Genomic DNA, 15,301 nt, shown 5'->3' with positions numbered 1-15,301 from the left:
CACGGCGCATGCGGATGTGCGCGCTCGATCAGGAACGCAGCAGCGAGAGCACCCCCTGGGGAATCTGGTTGGCCTGCGCCACCATGGCGGTGCCGGCCTGTTGCAGGATCTGGGCGCGCGACAGGTTCGACGTTTCCTTGGCGAAGTCGGCGTCCACGATGCGGCCGCGCGCGGCGGAGATGTTCTCGCCCGTGATCTGGATGTTGGCCACGGCGTTCTCGAAGCGGCTTTGCAGGGCGCCGAGGTCGGCGCGCGAGCTGTTGATCGCGTTGATGGCGTTGTCGATCACCTTCAGGGCGAGCTGCGAGTCGCCGAAGGAGTTGACGTTGATGTCTTCGACGAAGGAATCGGCGGCGGCGGCGGTGGCCGCGCCGGCGCCGGTGGTGCCGGCGGCGAAGTTGCCGAAGTCGGCGGCCACGAGCGCTCGGTCGGAGAACACCTCGTAGCCGTCCATCACGCCAGCGGTGAAAGTGGGGCGGGCGAACACGCCGGTGTCGGAGGACTTGGCGTTGATCGCATCGACCATCTGGCCGGCGCGTTGCGCCAGCGTGGTGGCTTCACCGATGGGGCCGAGGTTGACCGCGTTGCCATTGGCGTCGTCGATCGAGAGCGGCGTGGCGCCACCGGCGGGGATGGCGGCCAGCACGGCGGGCGCGACCGGCGTGGCCGGCGGCACGATCTTGGCGGTGGTGTGCACCGAGGTCTGGCCCAGCGCCGCGGAGTTGGAGTTGACGATGCTGTCGATGGAGATGCCTTCACCGGCGTTGGCACCGACCTGGAAGGTGGCGTTGGCGAACGAGCCGTCGAGCAGCTTGGTGCCGTTGAACGAGGTGGTCTTGGCCACGCGGTCGATTTCCTGGCGCAGCTGCTGCACCTCGGCGTTGAGCGCGGTGCGGTCGCTGCCGTTGTTGGAGGCGTTGGCCGACTGCACGGCCAGTTCGCGCATGCGCTGCAGCATGTCGCCGACCTTGCCCAGCGCGCCTTCGGCGGTCTGGGCGAGGGAGATGCCGTCGTTGGCGTTGCGCGCGGCCACGTTGAGGCCACGCACCTGGGTGTTCATGCGTTCGGAAATCGCGAGGCCGGCGGCGTCGTCTTTCGCGCTGTTCACGCGCAGGCCCGAAGACAGGCGCTGCATGGAAGTGGCCAACGAGCTGGCCGAGCTGCTCAGATTTCGCTGAGCATTCATCGACATCACGTTCGTGTTGATGGTGGTCATAACTAACTCCTGTAAATGGACTTGGAAAGTGAACCGGCTTCATGGGCATTGCTGCCCATCGCCGTGTCGACCCTTGCGGGCCTCCACCGTCGCTGCTCGCCGCCTTTGCTGGCCGGACGACGAACCCATTTGGAAGTTCGTTGAGTCAATTTCGGTGATGAGTGGAGATTCTTGAGGTTTGTCTGCAATCCAACCGGCGGATAAACCGGGCCGTTCGGCGCCAGTTCGTGGCTTTAAGGGGCTCCCCCCTGCGCCGCTTTGCGGCTTCTCCCCTCTGTGGCGCGCCTTCGGCGCTTCGAGGGGGACGGCGTCTCGGGCCGGCGGAGCCGGACCCTTGACGCCTCTTGAGGGGGCATCTTCTCTCCTGCGCCGCTCCACAGGCCGGATCGTTTTGAGTACCAAGGTTGTAGGTGTTTGGATGACAAGGGGGTGCTGCGCGCCTGACGCAACGCACAGACATTTCCCGATTCAAGTTTTTTTACCGCTCGACACAATTCATACATCGGGCCAACAAACAGCGGCTCCTACTGAAAGAAGGAAACATCATGGACAGCGAACAACTCCTGGCAGAAATCCGCGAAGCCAACCTGACCTACCTCATGCTGGCGCAGAACCTGATCCGCAAGGACCGCGCCGAAGCCCTGTACCGCCTGGGCCTGACTGAAGAAGCCGCCGACCTGCTGGGCATGCTGTCCACGGCGCAACTGCTCAAGATCGCTTCCAGCAACATGCTGCTGTGCCGCTTCCGCGTCGACGACGACCTGGTGTGGAACCTGCTGACCAGCCACAACGTGAAGAAGGTGGACAACAGCACCACCACCCAGCTGCACGCCAGCATCCTGATGGCCGGCCGTTTCGCCGAGTCCATGGCCGCTCACTGAGCCGCGCTCCCCGCTTCCCTCCTTCTTTCCTCTTCTCTCTCTCTCCCGTTTCATCCAGGAGCCCACCATGGCCGCAGGCAAGAGCATCCTCAACGAGTCGCGTGACATCGAGCGCGCTGTCGCCCTGATCCAGCTCGGCGCCCGCCTGCAGGTGCTGGAGTACGAAACCAGCCTGTCCTACGAGCGCCTGCTGCGCCTGTACAAGGAAGTCGCCGGCAAGTCGCCGTCCAAGGGCCAGCTGCCCTTCTCGACCGACTGGTTCCTGACCTGGCAGCCCAACATCCACTCGTCGCTGTTCCTCAACATCCACGAGTACCTGTCCAAGACCAGCGAACTCGAAGAGATCGACACGGTCATCAAGGCCTTCCGCCTCTACAGCGAACAGATGCAGGCCAGCGCCATCGAGCCGCTGCTCTCCGTCACCCGCGCCTGGCGCCTGGTGAAGTTCGTCGACAACGGCATGCTCACGCTGACCAAGTGCTCCTGCTGCGGCGGCCACTTCGTCACCGAACCCTACGAAAACCGCCATTTCGTCTGCGGCCTGTGCCAGCCGCCGGCCCGCGCCGGCAAGGGCAGCGCCAACGGCGGTCTGCGGTTGCACTGAACCCGAGCCTTTTCGCTCAAACCCTGAAATGGACCCCGATGCGGGTCCATTTCGCGTTTATGGCCTTCTTCATTCCCACCTAGAGTTGACCGATAGAAAACACATTCCTCCAAGTCACGCGTGCGCCGGTGTGCCGCGTCCTCTTCCAGGCACAAGAACATGTTCGTCATCATTGGTTTCGTGGTTTCGATGGTCTGCATCTTCGGGGTATTCATATTCCACGGAGGCAACATCGGTGTCGTGCTCAAGGCGCTGCCTTTCGAGCTGACGACCATCCTGGGCGCTGCGCTGGGGGCTTTCCTCATCAACAACCAGATGAAGGTGGTCAAGGCCTCGTTCAAAGGCCTGGCCCAGTGCTTCAAGGGCAGTCGCTACACCAAGGCGCGCTACATGGAGCTGCTCGCGCTGCTGTTCGACATCCTGCAGAAGGCCCGCAAGGAAGGCCTGATGGCGATCGAGCAGGACGTGGAGAACCCGCACGACTCCGCGCTGTTCAAGAAATACCCCACCATCTCGGCCGACCACCACGTGGTCGAGTTCATCACCGACTACCTGCGCATGATGGTCTCGGGCAACCTGAACGCGCACGAGATCGAGTCGCTGATGGACGCCGAGATCGAAACCCATCACCAGGAAGCGCACGCCCCGGTGGCCGCCATCGGCCGCCTGGCCGGCGGCCTGCCGGCCTTCGGCATCGTGGCCGCCGTGCTGGGCGTGGTGAACACCATGGGCTCGGTTGGCCAGCCGCCCGCCGTGCTCGGCGCCATGATCGGTTCGGCCCTGGTCGGGACCTTCCTCGGCATCTTGCTGGCGTACGGCGTGTTCGAACCGCTCGGCGGCCTGCTGGACCAGAAGATGGAAGAGGGCAGCAAGGAACTGCTGTGCGTCAAGACCACGCTGCTCTCCAGCATGCAGGGCTATGCGCCGCTGACCGCGATCGAGTTTGGCCGCAAGGTGCTGTTCGCCGACGTGCGGCCGACCTTCGCCGAGCTCGAAACCCATGTGAAGAAGAAGTAACCCGCACGGGATAGCACCATGGCTGGCGACGGCAAGAAGCTCCAACCCATCATCATCAAGCGCATCAAGAAGGGTGGCCATGCCGCCCATGGTGGTGCGTGGAAGATCGCCTACGCCGACTTCGTGACCGCGATGATGGCCTTCTTCCTGCTCATGTGGCTGCTGGGCTCCACCGCCAAGGGCGAGCTGCAGGGCATCGCGAGCTACTTCCAGTCGCCCGTGAAGGTCTCGCTCATGGGCGGCCCGGGCACCGGCAACAGCAGCAGCATCCTGCCCGGCGGCGGGCGCGACCTGAGCAAGTCCTTCGGCCAGATGGACAGCGGCGAGGCCGAGCGCGCGGCCAAGCTCATCGGCGCCCAGATGGCGCGCGCCGACTCGATGCGCCGCGACGCCGCGCGCATCGACGCCCTCGAACGCAAGATCACCACGCTGATCGAGAAGAACCCCAAGCTCTCGGAGTTCGGTTCGCAGATCCAGCTGGAAAAAACCCTCGACGGCCTGCACATCCAGATCGTGGACCAGCAGAACCGGCCCATGTTCGACACCGGCAGCGCGCTGGTGAAACCCTATATGCGCGACATCCTGCGCGAGATCGGCGCGGCGCTGGGCGACGTGGAGAACCGCATCGCCCTGGCCGGCCACACCGACGCCACGCCCTACGGCAGCGGCGAGCGCGGCTACAGCAACTGGGAGCTCTCGGCCGACCGGGCCAACGCCTCGCGCCGCGAACTGGTGGCCGGCGGCCTGCCGCAGGACAAGCTGCGCCGGGTGGAAGGCCTGGCGTCCAGCCGCCTGCTGCGCGAAGACCTGCCCGCCGACCCGATCAACCGCCGCATCAGCATCGTGGTGATGACGCAGGAGGCCGAAGACCGCCTGCTGCCGCGCTCGTCGCCCACGCCCGTGATGCCCATGCTCGAACCCATGCCGCCGCCGCTGCCCACCGCGGCCGCCAAGCCCCAGACCGCCCCCCGGGTGGCCGCCCAGCCGGCCGCCGCCAGCGCCGCACCGGCCGTGCCCGCCGTGCCCGTGAAGACCGCCGACCCCGTCATTGCGCTGCCCACGCTTCAGATTTCCGGGCAAGTGACGAAATCTCCTTCACAGAGCGGTGGCTGACGCGGCCGGCTCCTCTTCCTTGATCCTTTCCTCCCACGGAGGCTTTCATGTCCACCCCGATGAAATTCCTGATCGTTGACGACTTCTCCACCATGCGCCGCATCGTGCGCAACCTGCTCAAGGAGATCGGGCACGCCGACGCCGACGAGGCCGAAGACGGTGCGATCGCGCTGAGCAAGCTGCGCAACGGCGGCTTCAACTTCGTGGTGTCGGACATCAACATGCCCAACATGAACGGCTTCGAGCTGCTGGCCCAGATCAAGCAGGACGAGAAGCTCAAGCACCTGCCGGTGCTGATGGTGACCGCCGAGGCGCGCAAGGAAGACATCGTGATGGCGGCGCAGAACGGTGCCGCCGGTTACATCGTCAAGCCCTTCACCAAGGCCACGCTGGAAGAAAAGCTCGCGAACATCTTCAAGAAGCTCGGCATCTGAGAGGGCCGCACCATGAATCAACAACAAGAAGAGGCGGCGTCGGGCAACCCCGACATGTTCCGCCAACTCGGTTCGATCACGCGGCAGCTGCACGATGCGCTCAAGGAGCTGGGCTACACCGACAAGCTCAAGGGCACGGTGGACCAGTTGCCCGACGCGCAGAGCCGCCTGTCCTATATCGCGCGCCTGACGGGCGAGGCGGCTGAAAAGGTGCTCAACCACGTGGACGAAGGCAAGGCCGAGCAGGCGAAGATCGCCGAACGCGGTCGCCAGCTGGCCGACACCATCTCCCGCGTCCCCGGTCTGGCCCGCGCCATGCCCGAGCTGCTGGAATGGTCGAAAGACATCGTCGAGCTGAGCGACAAGTCCGACGCGCGCCTGACCGACATCATGATGGCGCAGGACTTCCACGACCTCACCGGCCAGGTGATCGGCCGCGTGGTCCAGCTCGCCGGCACCATCGAAGAACAGCTGCTCAGCCTGCTGCTGCAATCCGCCCCCGGCGGCCAGCCAGGCCAGGACCATGCCATCGTGGACCAGCCCGCCCTGGCCGGTCCGGTGGTCAACGCCGAAGGCCGCACCGACGTGGTGAGCGATCAGGCGCAGGTCGACGACCTGCTGGCGAGCTTGGGGTTTTGACCCCCGTGGCGCTTCGCGCCACCCCCTTTCAGGGGGCAATGCCAGTGGCCCGGCAAAGCCGGTTCCACGGCATTTCTGGAAAAGCCCTCGTTGGCACGCCACTGGCTCGGGGAGGCCGGGCGTTCTGCGCAGCGGGGTAAAGGAGGAGAACCGGCGAAGCCGGTTCGGGGGACACCCGCGGAGCAGAGCGCCCGGCCTCCCCGAGCCCGCGAGGTGACGGGAAAGAAAAGCGCCATTCAAGGGCGTCTTATCGCCCTTTAGTTTTTCCTGGCGGCTTCCAGAATCGGATTCACCGATCGTGTGAACCGCCCATGGACTCCTCCGCCCAAGACAAGAACCTGCCAGCCACCGCGCAGCGCCTGAAAAAGGCGCGCGACGATGGCCAGGTGCCGCGTTCCAAGGACCTGTCCAACCTTGCCGTGCTCGGTGGCGGCGCCCTCATCCTGGTCGCGCTCGCCCCCGTCGGCTTCGAAAAACTGCGCAGCGCCCTGCAAGGCCAGCTGCGCTTCGACCACCAGACCCTGCTCAAACCCGAACTCGCCACCGAACGCCTGGTGGACGGCTTCGCGCAAGGCCTCATGCTCTACCTGCCGCTGGGCGTGGCCGTGCTCGCCATCGTGCTGCTCGCCGCCTTCGGCTCGGGCAGCTGGGCCCTGAGCACCAAGCCCCTCGTGCCCGACCTCAGCCGCATCAACCCGCTCAAGGGCATCGGCCGCCTCTTCACCAAACAACAGCTCTTCGACACCGCCAAGCTGGCCGCCATCTCCGCCATCGTCGGGCTGGTGGCCTGGCAGTTCCTCTCGTCCCACGTGCAGGACTTCGCCATGCTGGTCATGCAGCCCCTGGAATCGGGCCTGGGTCAGCTCGGCCACTGGCTCATGCTCGGCGTGGGCCTGCTGCTGATGGTGGTGGCGCTCGTCGCCGTGATCGACTTCCCGGCGCAGAAATTTTTGCACGCGCAGCGCATGCGCATGTCGCACCAGGAAGTGAAACAGGAACACAAGGAAGCCGAAGGCGACCCGCACTTCAAATCCAGGCGCCGCGCGATGCAGCGCGAGATGGCCCAGCGCAACAGCGTGGGCGCCGTGCCCAAGGCCGACCTGGTGGTCATGAACCCGACCCACTACGCCGTGGCCATCCGCTACGACGACGCCAGCATGAACGCGCCGCGCGTGATCGCCAAGGGCGCCGACCTGCTGGCCATGAAGATCCGCGACGTGGCCAAGGCCCACAAGGTGCCGGTGCTGCAGTCGCCCATGCTGGCGCGCGCGCTCTACGCCCACGCCGAGATCGACGACGAGATCCCTTCGGCGCTCTACACCGCCGTGGCCCAGGTGCTGGCCTACGTGTACCAGCTCAAGGCCGCCATGAAGGGCCAGGGCGCCATGCCCGCCGCGCAGCCCGAACCCCTGGTGCCGCCCGAGCTCGATCCGCACTTCAAGAAACCCGCCAAAGAGGCCTCTGAATGAACCTGCAAGCGCTGCAGCAATGGTTGAACCGCAACGCCAGCTGGGCCGGCGGCCTGGCCGCGCCCATGCTGGTCATCACCATCCTGTCGATGATGGTGCTGCCGCTGCCACCCTGGCTGCTGGACACCTTCTTCACGCTCAACATCGCGCTGGCGCTGGTGGTGATGATGGTGGCGGCCTACATGAAACGGCCGCTGGACTTCTCGGTCTTCCCCACCGTGCTGCTGCTCACCACGCTGCTGCGCCTCTCGCTCAACGTGGCCTCCACCCGCGTGGTGCTGCTCGAAGGCCACACCGGCCCGGGCGCGGCCGGCGCGGTGATCGAGGCCTTCGGCCACTTCCTGATCGGCGGCAACTTCGCGGTCGGTTTCATCGTGTTCGCGATCCTGGTGGTGATCAACTTCGTGGTGATCACCAAGGGCTCGGAGCGCATCGCCGAGGTCTCGGCCCGCTTCACCCTGGACGCCATGCCCGGCAAGCAGATGGCGATCGACGCCGACCTGAACGCCGGCCTGATCGACGACAAGGAGGCCAAGCGCCGCCGCCGCGAAGTGGGCGAGGAAGCCGAGTTCTTCGGCTCCATGGACGGTGCCTCCAAATTCGTGCGCGGCGACGCCATCGCCGGCATCCTGATCCTGTTCATCAACATCATCGGCGGCTTCATCATCGGCGTGCTGCAGCACGGCCTCTCGGCCGGCCAGGCGGCGGACAACTACATCCTGCTGGCCGTCGGTGACGCGCTGGTGGCGCAGATTCCCTCGCTGCTGATCTCGGTGGCCGCGGCCATGGTGGTCTCGCGCGTGGGCAAGGACGAAGACCTGGGCGTGCAGGTGATGGAGCAGATGTTCCTCTCGCCCAAGGTGCTGGGCATCACCGCCGCCGTGCTGTTCATGCTGGGCATCGTGCCGGGCATGCCGCACCTGGTGTTCCTGAGCTTCGCGGCCATCGCCGGCGGCCTGGCCTACTGGGTGGCGCGCGAGCAGGCCAAGCCCGCGCCCGAACCGGAAGCGCCGGCCGTGCAGGGCGACGGCGAAGCCACCTGGGACGACCTGCAGCCGGTCGACCTGCTGGGCCTGGAGCTGGGCTACCGCCTGATCGCCATGGTGGACAAGACCCGCCAGGGCGACCTGCTCACCCGCATCAAGGGCGTGCGCAAGAAGTTCGCGCAGGAAGTCGGTTTCCTGCCGCCCGCGGTGCACGTGCGCGACAACCTGGAGCTGCGCCCCAGCGCCTACCGCATCACGCTGCGCGGCGTGGTGGTGGGCGAGGGCGAGGTGTTCCCGGGCATGTTCCTGGCGATCGACCCGGGTGGCATCGGCACCCCGCTGATCGGCACGCCCACGACCGACCCGGCGTTTGGCCTGCCCGCGCACTGGATCGACGAAAAGCAGCGCGAGAACGCGCAAATGGCCGGTTTTACCGTGGTTGATTCCGAGACCGTGCTGGCCACGCATCTTTCACACTTGATGCAAGTCCAGGCGGCCAAGTTGCTGAGCCGGACGGAGACCCAGGACCTGGTTGAACACGTCACCCGCCTGGCCCCCAAACTGATCGAAGAAGTCGTGCCCAAAATGGTCCCGGTTGCCACCTTCCAGAAAGTCCTCCAGCTGCTGCTGGAAGAGTCTGTGCATGTGCGCGACATCCGCACCATCATCGAATCGCTGGCCGAGCACGCCCCCCACACCACCGACCCGGCCGAGCTGGCCCGCCGCGTGCGCATGGCGCTCTCGCCGGCCATCGTGCAGCAGATCTACGGCCCGGTGAAGGAGCTCGAGGTCATCGCCATCGAGCCCGGCCTGGAGCGCCTGCTGATGCAAGCCCTCTCGGGCAGCGCCAACGGCGCGCTGGACCCCGGCGTGGCCGAGATGCTGAGCAAATCCGCCACCGACATCGCCAACCGCCAGGAAGAGAAGGGCGTGCCCGCCTGCCTGCTGGTGCCCGACGCCATCCGCAATGCCATGTCCCGCCTGCTGCGCCGCGCCGCGCCGCGCCTGCAGGTCCTGGCGCACAGCGAAATACCTGAAACCCACCTGATCCGCATCGGCCCGATCCTTGGAGAACTTGCAGCATGAACATCCAACGCTTCATTGCCCCCACGTCCCGCGAAGCCATGAACAAGGCGCGCAAGACCTTTGGCGACAGCGCCGTGATCCTCTCCACCCGCAACACCGCTGAAGGTTTCGAGGTGATGGCCGCCGCCGAGGAAAGCCTGGCTTCGCTGGCCGACCACGCGAACGCCGCACCGGCCGCCGCCGCTGCCGCTGCCGCGCCCGCCCGTCCCAAGGCCTCCACCACCGGTTCGCTGGCCGCGCCGCAGTCGGTGCAGAGCGACACCGAGACACTGGCGATGAGCACGCTGTCGTTCCAGGACTATGTGCGCGAACGCATGCTGCGCAAGCGCCGCGAGTCGCTGCACGGCACGCCCGCCGCGGCCGCCGAAACCGCGGCGCCCGCCATCGAGCGCCGCGCGCCGGCCCCGGTCGCCGCGCCGCAGATCGTGACCCGGCCCGAGCCGATCGAGGTGCCGGTGCAGCGCTTCAACCAGCCCGACCCCATCGTGGCGCGCAAGCCCGCCCCGATCCGCACCCGCTCCAGCGAGCCGGCGTGGGAAGACTCGCAGCCGCCGTCCACGCGCTTCCCCAGCCACGACGACAGTCGCATGGCGGTCGAGCTCTCGGCGCTCAAGGACATGATCGAGGAGCGCTTCAACACCCTGGCCTGGCTCGGCTCGTCCAAGCAGAACCCGATCCAGTCCAACCTGATGCTCAAGATGATCCGCGCCGGCTACTCGCCCGCGATGTCGCGCGCCGTGCTCGAGCGCGTGCCGGCCGAGGCCAATGCCGCCGAAGCGGTGCGCTGGCTGATGGATGTGATCACCCGCAACCTCAAGGTCGCGACGCCCGGCGCCGGCCTGTGCGACGAAGGCGGCGTGGTCTCGCTGGTGGGCGCCACCGGCGTGGGCAAGACCACCACCGCCGCCAAGCTGGCCGCGCAGTGCGTCAAACAATACGGTGCCGGCAGCGTGGGCCTGATCACGCTGGACACCTACCGCGTCTCCGGCTTCGAGCAGCTGCGCGCCTTCGGCCGCATGCTGGGCGTCGTGGCCCACCTGGCGCACGACCGCGCCGCGCTCAAGGACCTGCTCAACCTGCTGGGCAACAAGCGCCTGGTGATCATCGACACCGCCGGCCTGGGCCAGCGCGACCAGCGCATCCAGGACATGCTGGACGTGCTCGACATCCCCAAGGTCAAGAAGACCCTGGTGCTCAACGCCGGCTCGCAAGGCGACACGCTGGACGAGGTGCTGACCTCGTTCAAGGCCAGCTCGCTGCACGGCGTGGTGCTCTCCAAGGTGGACGAAGCCGTCAAGCTCGGCCCGTCGCTGGACGCGCTGATCCGCCACCAGGTGGTGCTGCGCGGCGTGGCCAACGGCCAGCGCGTGCCCGAAGACTGGCAGAACGCCGACGCCGCGGCGCTGGTGCGCCTGTCCATGGGCACGCAGGGCAAGTCGGCCTACGACCCGCAACCCACCGACATGGGTTTCTTCTTTGCCCAGGCCTCCGGCCGCGGCATCGACCTGGGGGCCGCCCATGTTTGAACCCGGCTTCGACCAGGCCGCCGGCTTGCGGGGCGAACCGCCCGTGGGCGGGCCGGTGCTGGTGCCGGTGTCCAGCCCGGCGCAGCCCGCGCGCGCCTACGAATGGCTCTGCACGCTGGCCACCGCGCTCACGGCCGAAGGCCGGGCGGTGGTGATCGTCGATGGCACGGCCACCGAAGCCCGCAGCCGCGACCGCCACGACGGCGCCCACCTGGGCCTGATGCGCGTGCTGCAAGACCCCTCCATCGCCCACCTGGAACACCCCCTGGATGGCGCCGACTGGCTCGTGATGCCCGGCGCCGCCGGCCTGCAGGCCTTGCAGGAAACCGCGCAGGCCGCGGGCAGCCAGGTCGCGCTCTCGCGCCTGCTGACGCCGTTCGCCTCGGGCGCGGTGGTGCTGCTGTTCGCGCCCGCCTTCTCGCTGGCCGGTTTGCTGCACGGCCTGGGCGCCCGCGCGCTGGTGCCCGTGATCGAACAACCGCAGTCCAGCATCGACGCCTACGGCGCGGTCAAGCTGCTGGACGCGGCCGGCCTGGCGCCGGTGCTCGCCCCGCTGGCCTCGGGCGCGCCCGCCGCGCTGCAGACCGTGGTGCACACGGTGATCGACACCGCGCAGCGCCACCTCGGCCTGTCGCTGGACAGCTGGCCCGTGGCCACCTGGGCCCTGCGCGCGCAGGAAAGCGCGATGGAGCGGCCCCGCCCGACCCATGCGCACGGCTACCACGGCCTGGTGCCCGGCGCCTCGCGCACCGGCCGCTCCACGGTCGCCGCCCCTTCTCTCTGGAGCTGAAGATGTACACCGCCAAAGGCACCCTCAACCGGGACGACCAGTTGCGCAAATACAGCCCGCTGGTGCGCCGCCTCGCTCACCACATGATCGCCAAGCTGCCGCCCAGCGTGGAGCTCGACGACCTGATCCAGGTCGGCATGATCGGCCTGACCGAAGCCATCGCGCGCTTCGAGCCCACCCAGGGCGTGCAGTTCGAGACCTTCGCCAGCCAGCGCATCCGCGGCGCGATGATCGACGAATTGCGCGAGGGCGACTGGATGTCGCGCGGTTCGCGCAAGAGCCAGAAAGACATCGAGCAGGCCGTGCACCGCCTGCAGCAGAAGCTGCACCGCGTGCCCAAGGAAAGCGAGATCGCCGCCGAGATGGGCATGAGCCTGGCCGACTACCAGCACCTGCTGGCCAAGGTGCGCGGCACCCAGCTCGTGTACCTGGAGGACATCAGCGGCAACAGCGACGACGAAGACGGCTTCCTGGACCGCCACATGGGCGACCACGAGGCCGACCCCTCGGCCGTGCTGCAGGACCACCGCATGCGCACCGCCCTGGTGGCCGCCATCAAGGTGCTGCCCGAGCGCGAGCAGCAGATCATGTCGATGTACTACGAGCACGACATGAACCTGAAGGAGATCGCGGCCGTACTGGGCGTGACCGAGTCGCGCATCTGCCAGTTGCACAGCCAGTCCATCGCGCGCTTGCGCTCCAAGCTTCGTGCGCATTAACGGAAACACCCCCCTGCGCCGCTGACGCGGCTTCCCCCCTCCGTGGCGCGCCTTCGGCGCTTCGAGGGGGACGGCAGCTTGGGCCGGCGGAGCCGGACCCTCGCTGCCTCTGGCCAGTGCCGCGCGCCGGCAATGCCTCAGATGCGCTTGAAGAGGCCCGGGTAGTCGAGAACGATGCCGTCTTCGTCCACCGGCAGATCGACCTGGAATCCACTGCCGTCCAGGCTCTCGAAACGGTAGAGCCGCTCGGCCAGGCGCGTGTAGGCCTGGGGCTTGGCCTGCACCGTGAGTTCGGGGGCGCTTACCCAGGCCATGCGGAACTCGCGGCGCTCGCCCACGGCCATCGGCTCGCGCCGGATCGGAAAACTGTTGGTGAAGGGCGTGGGCCAGATGTCGATGTCCAGGCAGCCCTCCAGCTCGCGCAGCGCGCGGTTGTTGCCGTCGTGCCAGTGGCCCTGGCCGTCGGTGCGCAGGCTGAGCGCGCGCGAGGCCTGGGCGGTGTCCACCAGCAGGTCGGCCCGGCGCAACTGCCACGACCGTCTCCAGGCCAGCCGGTAGCTGAGCCGGAACGGGCCGCTGGTTTCATCGAATGCCAGCACCACGGCGCTGGCCTCGGTGTCCGACAGCAGCAGGTGCTCCAGTCCCACGCCCTCGTGGGTCGGGTTCCAGGTGGGCTGCCAGCAGAGGGTGCGGGTGTCGGTGTGGGCCATGGGGAAGCCTACTGCGCCAGCCGCGCTTCCTTCATCACCTCCACCATCTCGGCCTGCAGCTTGGGCATGAAGGCCTGCAGCTGTTGCTGCGAGGCCTCCATGGAGCGCTGCATCACCACCGGCATCTTGGCCACGAAGGCCTGGCCGACCGGGCTCTGGTAGAAGGCGATGAGGCCGTCGACCTCGGCCTGCTCGAAGTTCTCGCGGTAGATCTGCACCATCATGGGCTCCAGCTTGGCCCAGGTGATCTCCTCGCGCATTACCTTGGCCAGCCGTGCCGGCGCCAGCTCCATCACGCGCGCCTGCTGGGCCGTCAGCGCCTTGCCTTTCGTGGCGGCCTGCATGCCCTGGCGGATCATCTGCTCCATGTTGGCGTACAGGGTGTCCATCATCTTGTCCGACTGCGTGACCGACAGCAGCGTGGCGATGGAGGCGTCCGAAGGCGGGGCGGCGTGGGCCGACAGGGTCAGGGTGCCGGTGAGCAGGAGGGCGGCAAGGGTTTGTTTCATGGTCATGGCGGCGGCCTGCGGGTAAGGTTCGGGGAAGGTGATCGGATGATTGAAACACAGCGCCCGGGCCCCGCGTGGGTGGCCGCGTGGGCCGTTTGGAAAGGAGGAGGGATGTCCGCTGGAGACTGGAAAGAGCTGTACCAGGCGGCCTGCGAGGGCCGCATCGAGCTGGTGCGCTACCACGTGAGGGAGCGGGTGAACCTCGACCACGCGCACCCCGAGTACCTGTCCACGCCGCTGGTGGCCTGCATCCTGGCCCGGCAGGAGGCGGTGGCCCATCTGCTGCTGGACCACGGTGCCAACCCGCTGCTGCTGTCCGAGTTCGAGGCCCTCACACCGGTGCAGGCGGCGCGCCAGGCCGGGCTGAGCGGGCTGGAGGCGCGGCTGCGCGCCATGGGGGCGCCGGACCCGGCCGCGCGGCAGCCGGCGCGGGGCGGCTGGCTCGCGCCCCTCCTGGGCCGCTGGCTGTGGTGGGCGAGGTGAACACGGGGTTGTTCGGCCTGGCCTAGGATGTGGGGTACCCACCCCCACCGAGGCTTTTTTCATGGTTCCCCTGAACGACTGGCTGCTCTTTGCCGGCGCGGCCCTGCTGATGGCGCTGACGCCCGGCCCCAACATGGTCTATCTGATCTCGCGCTCGATCTGCCAGGGCCGACGGGCCGGCGTGATCTCGCTGTTCGGCGTGGTGGCCGGCTTTCTGGTGCACATGTTCACCGCCGCGGTGGGCCTCACGGCGCTGTTCATGGCCGTGCCGCTGGCCTACGAGATCCTGAAGTGGGCCGGCGCGGCCTACCTGCTGTACCTGGCCTGGCAGGCGGTCAAGCCGGGCGCGCGCTCGCCCTTCGAGGCGCGCGACCTGCCGCAGGACTCGCCGCGCAAGCTGTTCGCCATGGGCTTTCTCACCAACCTGCTCAACCCCAAGATCGCGGTGTTCTACCTCGCGATCTTTCCGCAGTTCGTCTCGCCCGAGCATGGCTCGGTGTTCGTGCAGAGCGTGGTGCTGGGGCTGACCCAGATCGTGTTCAGTTTCAGCGTCAACCTGAGCATCGCCCTGTCGGCGGCGAAGCTGGCGCGCTGGTTCCAGCACAACCGCCGCTGGCTGGCGGTGCAGCGCTACGTGATGGGCGGTGTGTTGGCCGCGCTGGCGGTGCGGCTGGCCGCCGAGCAGCGCCGCGTGGCCTGAAGATTCAGCGTGCTTCGCGCGCGTAACTCACGGTGAGCATTTCCCACTGGTGGCCATCGGGCTGGTTCCAGTAGACGATGCGCCCGCCGTGGGCCGTGTCGACCTTCGAGTCGACCGGCCCGTGCACCAGGCTGCGGTAGGGGATGCCGGCGGCCTGAAGGCGCGCGAGGATGGCGTCGAACGCGTCCTCGCTCACGCGAAACGCGAAGTGGATGTTGGGCACGGGCCCATCCCACTGATCGAAGTCGAGGGTCAGGCCATCGTTGACGTAGACCGGTGCGAACGGCCCGATGCCGCTGGCGGACCAGGGCACGCCGAGCAGCTCAGCGAGTTGCCGCGCGGCGGCGATCTTGTCGCGGGACGGCACGAGCAGGTGATCGAGTTGAATGTTCATCGCGATGCCGCCGTGCGCCTGGGCC

General features: G+C 67.5%; 17 protein-coding genes. 13 read left to right on the top strand and 4 right to left on the bottom strand.

Annotated features, from left to right (window positions below):
• Window positions 1–28 precede the first annotated feature (28 nt).
• Window positions 29–1,216, bottom strand: coding sequence for a flagellin (locus tag ABSY19_RS09450; RefSeq protein ID WP_382161758.1), 1,188 nt, complete (start codon window positions 1,214–1,216; stop codon window positions 29–31).
• A 545-nt stretch (window positions 1,217–1,761) separates the two neighbouring features.
• Between ABSY19_RS09450 and flhD the strand changes: the two genes are divergently transcribed.
• The 11 genes from flhD to ABSY19_RS09395 all read left to right on the top strand — a co-directional run bounded on the left by flhD (window position 1,762) and on the right by ABSY19_RS09395 (window position 12,480).
• Window positions 1,762–2,097, top strand: a complete 336-nt coding sequence (gene flhD, locus ABSY19_RS09445) for a flagellar transcriptional regulator FlhD (protein ID WP_297403347.1) — start codon at window positions 1,762–1,764, stop codon at window positions 2,095–2,097.
• 67 nt (window positions 2,098–2,164) lie between these two features.
• Window positions 2,165–2,701 carry a flagellar transcriptional regulator FlhC gene (gene flhC, locus ABSY19_RS09440; protein ID WP_204733346.1) on the top strand — a complete coding sequence of 179 codons (537 nt, stop codon included), beginning with the start codon at window positions 2,165–2,167 and terminating at the stop codon, window positions 2,699–2,701.
• A 159-nt stretch (window positions 2,702–2,860) separates the two neighbouring features.
• Entirely contained in the window at window positions 2,861–3,718 is an 858-nt protein-coding gene (motA, locus tag ABSY19_RS09435; protein WP_382161755.1) for a flagellar motor stator protein MotA, read from the top strand.
• Window positions 3,719–3,736: 18 nt separating this feature from the next.
• Complete coding sequence (motB, locus tag ABSY19_RS09430) at window positions 3,737–4,831, top strand: flagellar motor protein MotB (protein ID WP_382161752.1); 1,095 nt, start codon at window positions 3,737–3,739, stop codon at window positions 4,829–4,831.
• A gap of 47 nt (window positions 4,832–4,878) precedes the next feature.
• Window positions 4,879–5,265 (top strand): chemotaxis response regulator CheY, encoded by a 387-nt coding sequence (cheY, locus tag ABSY19_RS09425; protein ID WP_382161749.1) that lies wholly within the window; start codon window positions 4,879–4,881, stop codon window positions 5,263–5,265.
• Between the two features lie 12 nt (window positions 5,266–5,277).
• Window positions 5,278–5,904, top strand: coding sequence for a protein phosphatase CheZ (locus ABSY19_RS09420; protein WP_382161746.1), 627 nt, complete (start codon window positions 5,278–5,280; stop codon window positions 5,902–5,904).
• A gap of 311 nt (window positions 5,905–6,215) precedes the next feature.
• A complete protein-coding gene (locus tag ABSY19_RS09415; RefSeq protein ID WP_382161743.1) occupies window positions 6,216–7,373 on the top strand; it encodes a flagellar biosynthesis protein FlhB in 1,158 nt (385 codons plus the stop codon).
• Window positions 7,370–9,445, top strand: coding sequence for a flagellar biosynthesis protein FlhA (gene flhA / locus ABSY19_RS09410; protein WP_382161740.1), 2,076 nt, complete (start codon window positions 7,370–7,372; stop codon window positions 9,443–9,445). Before ABSY19_RS09415 ends, flhA begins: the two co-directional genes overlap by 4 nt.
• On the top strand, window positions 9,442–10,971 hold the full coding sequence (gene flhF, locus ABSY19_RS09405; RefSeq protein ID WP_382161737.1) for a flagellar biosynthesis protein FlhF: 1,530 nt from the start codon (window positions 9,442–9,444) through the stop codon (window positions 10,969–10,971). Before flhA ends, flhF begins: the two co-directional genes overlap by 4 nt.
• The gene (locus ABSY19_RS09400) at window positions 10,964–11,761 is read left to right on the top strand and encodes a hypothetical protein (protein WP_382161734.1); all 798 of its coding nucleotides are present in this window, start codon (window positions 10,964–10,966) and stop codon (window positions 11,759–11,761) included. Before flhF ends, ABSY19_RS09400 begins: the two co-directional genes overlap by 8 nt.
• A 2-nt stretch (window positions 11,762–11,763) precedes the next feature.
• The gene (locus ABSY19_RS09395) at window positions 11,764–12,480 is read left to right on the top strand and encodes an RNA polymerase sigma factor FliA (RefSeq protein ID WP_291112634.1); all 717 of its coding nucleotides are present in this window, start codon (window positions 11,764–11,766) and stop codon (window positions 12,478–12,480) included.
• Between the two features lie 137 nt (window positions 12,481–12,617).
• Here the strand turns inward: ABSY19_RS09395 and ABSY19_RS09390 are convergent, their stop codons facing one another.
• Together ABSY19_RS09390 and ABSY19_RS09385 are read right to left on the bottom strand one after the other, a co-directional pair.
• Window positions 12,618–13,190, bottom strand: a complete 573-nt coding sequence (locus tag ABSY19_RS09390) for a putative glycolipid-binding domain-containing protein (protein ID WP_382161731.1) — start codon at window positions 13,188–13,190, stop codon at window positions 12,618–12,620.
• 8 nt (window positions 13,191–13,198) lie between these two features.
• Window positions 13,199–13,699, bottom strand: coding sequence for a DUF2059 domain-containing protein (locus ABSY19_RS09385; protein ID WP_382161728.1), 501 nt, complete (start codon window positions 13,697–13,699; stop codon window positions 13,199–13,201).
• A gap of 111 nt (window positions 13,700–13,810) precedes the next feature.
• On the opposite strand from ABSY19_RS09385, the gene ABSY19_RS09380 reads away from it, so the two are divergent.
• A complete protein-coding gene (locus ABSY19_RS09380) occupies window positions 13,811–14,182 on the top strand; it encodes an ankyrin repeat domain-containing protein (RefSeq protein WP_382161725.1) in 372 nt (123 codons plus the stop codon).
• Between the two features lie 61 nt (window positions 14,183–14,243).
• Window positions 14,244–14,882: a LysE family translocator gene (locus ABSY19_RS09375; RefSeq protein WP_291112628.1), complete on the top strand. Its 639-nt coding sequence runs from the start codon at window positions 14,244–14,246 to the stop codon at window positions 14,880–14,882.
• A gap of 4 nt (window positions 14,883–14,886) precedes the next feature.
• On the opposite strand, the gene ABSY19_RS09370 is transcribed toward ABSY19_RS09375, so the two are convergent.
• Entirely contained in the window at window positions 14,887–15,276 is a 390-nt protein-coding gene (locus ABSY19_RS09370; protein ID WP_382161722.1) for a VOC family protein, read from the bottom strand.
• Between the last annotated feature and the right edge of the window lie 25 nt (window positions 15,277–15,301).

This window comes from Hydrogenophaga sp. ANAO-22 (assembly GCF_042466645.1).
GTDB lineage: Bacteria > Pseudomonadota > Gammaproteobacteria > Burkholderiales > Burkholderiaceae_C > Hydrogenophaga.
The sequence above is the reverse complement of the archived record's forward strand: the minus strand, read 5'-3'. Positions and strand labels throughout refer to the sequence as shown.

Coding starts and splice junctions, on each gene's coding strand:
- ABSY19_RS09450 (WP_382161758.1), bottom strand. CDS start 1,216: ATGACCACCATCAACACGAACGTGATGTCGATGAATGCTCAGCGAAAT.
- flhD (WP_297403347.1), top strand. CDS start 1,762: ATGGACAGCGAACAACTCCTGGCAGAAATCCGCGAAGCCAACCTGACC.
- flhC (WP_204733346.1), top strand. CDS start 2,165: ATGGCCGCAGGCAAGAGCATCCTCAACGAGTCGCGTGACATCGAGCGC.
- motA (WP_382161755.1), top strand. CDS start 2,861: ATGTTCGTCATCATTGGTTTCGTGGTTTCGATGGTCTGCATCTTCGGG.
- motB (WP_382161752.1), top strand. CDS start 3,737: ATGGCTGGCGACGGCAAGAAGCTCCAACCCATCATCATCAAGCGCATC.
- cheY (WP_382161749.1), top strand. CDS start 4,879: ATGTCCACCCCGATGAAATTCCTGATCGTTGACGACTTCTCCACCATG.
- ABSY19_RS09420 (WP_382161746.1), top strand. CDS start 5,278: ATGAATCAACAACAAGAAGAGGCGGCGTCGGGCAACCCCGACATGTTC.
- ABSY19_RS09415 (WP_382161743.1), top strand. CDS start 6,216: ATGGACTCCTCCGCCCAAGACAAGAACCTGCCAGCCACCGCGCAGCGC.
- flhA (WP_382161740.1), top strand. CDS start 7,370: ATGAACCTGCAAGCGCTGCAGCAATGGTTGAACCGCAACGCCAGCTGG.
- flhF (WP_382161737.1), top strand. CDS start 9,442: ATGAACATCCAACGCTTCATTGCCCCCACGTCCCGCGAAGCCATGAAC.
- ABSY19_RS09400 (WP_382161734.1), top strand. CDS start 10,964: ATGTTTGAACCCGGCTTCGACCAGGCCGCCGGCTTGCGGGGCGAACCG.
- ABSY19_RS09395 (WP_291112634.1), top strand. CDS start 11,764: ATGTACACCGCCAAAGGCACCCTCAACCGGGACGACCAGTTGCGCAAA.
- ABSY19_RS09390 (WP_382161731.1), bottom strand. CDS start 13,190: ATGGCCCACACCGACACCCGCACCCTCTGCTGGCAGCCCACCTGGAAC.
- ABSY19_RS09385 (WP_382161728.1), bottom strand. CDS start 13,699: ATGAAACAAACCCTTGCCGCCCTCCTGCTCACCGGCACCCTGACCCTG.
- ABSY19_RS09380 (WP_382161725.1), top strand. CDS start 13,811: ATGTCCGCTGGAGACTGGAAAGAGCTGTACCAGGCGGCCTGCGAGGGC.
- ABSY19_RS09375 (WP_291112628.1), top strand. CDS start 14,244: ATGGTTCCCCTGAACGACTGGCTGCTCTTTGCCGGCGCGGCCCTGCTG.
- ABSY19_RS09370 (WP_382161722.1), bottom strand. CDS start 15,276: ATGAACATTCAACTCGATCACCTGCTCGTGCCGTCCCGCGACAAGATC.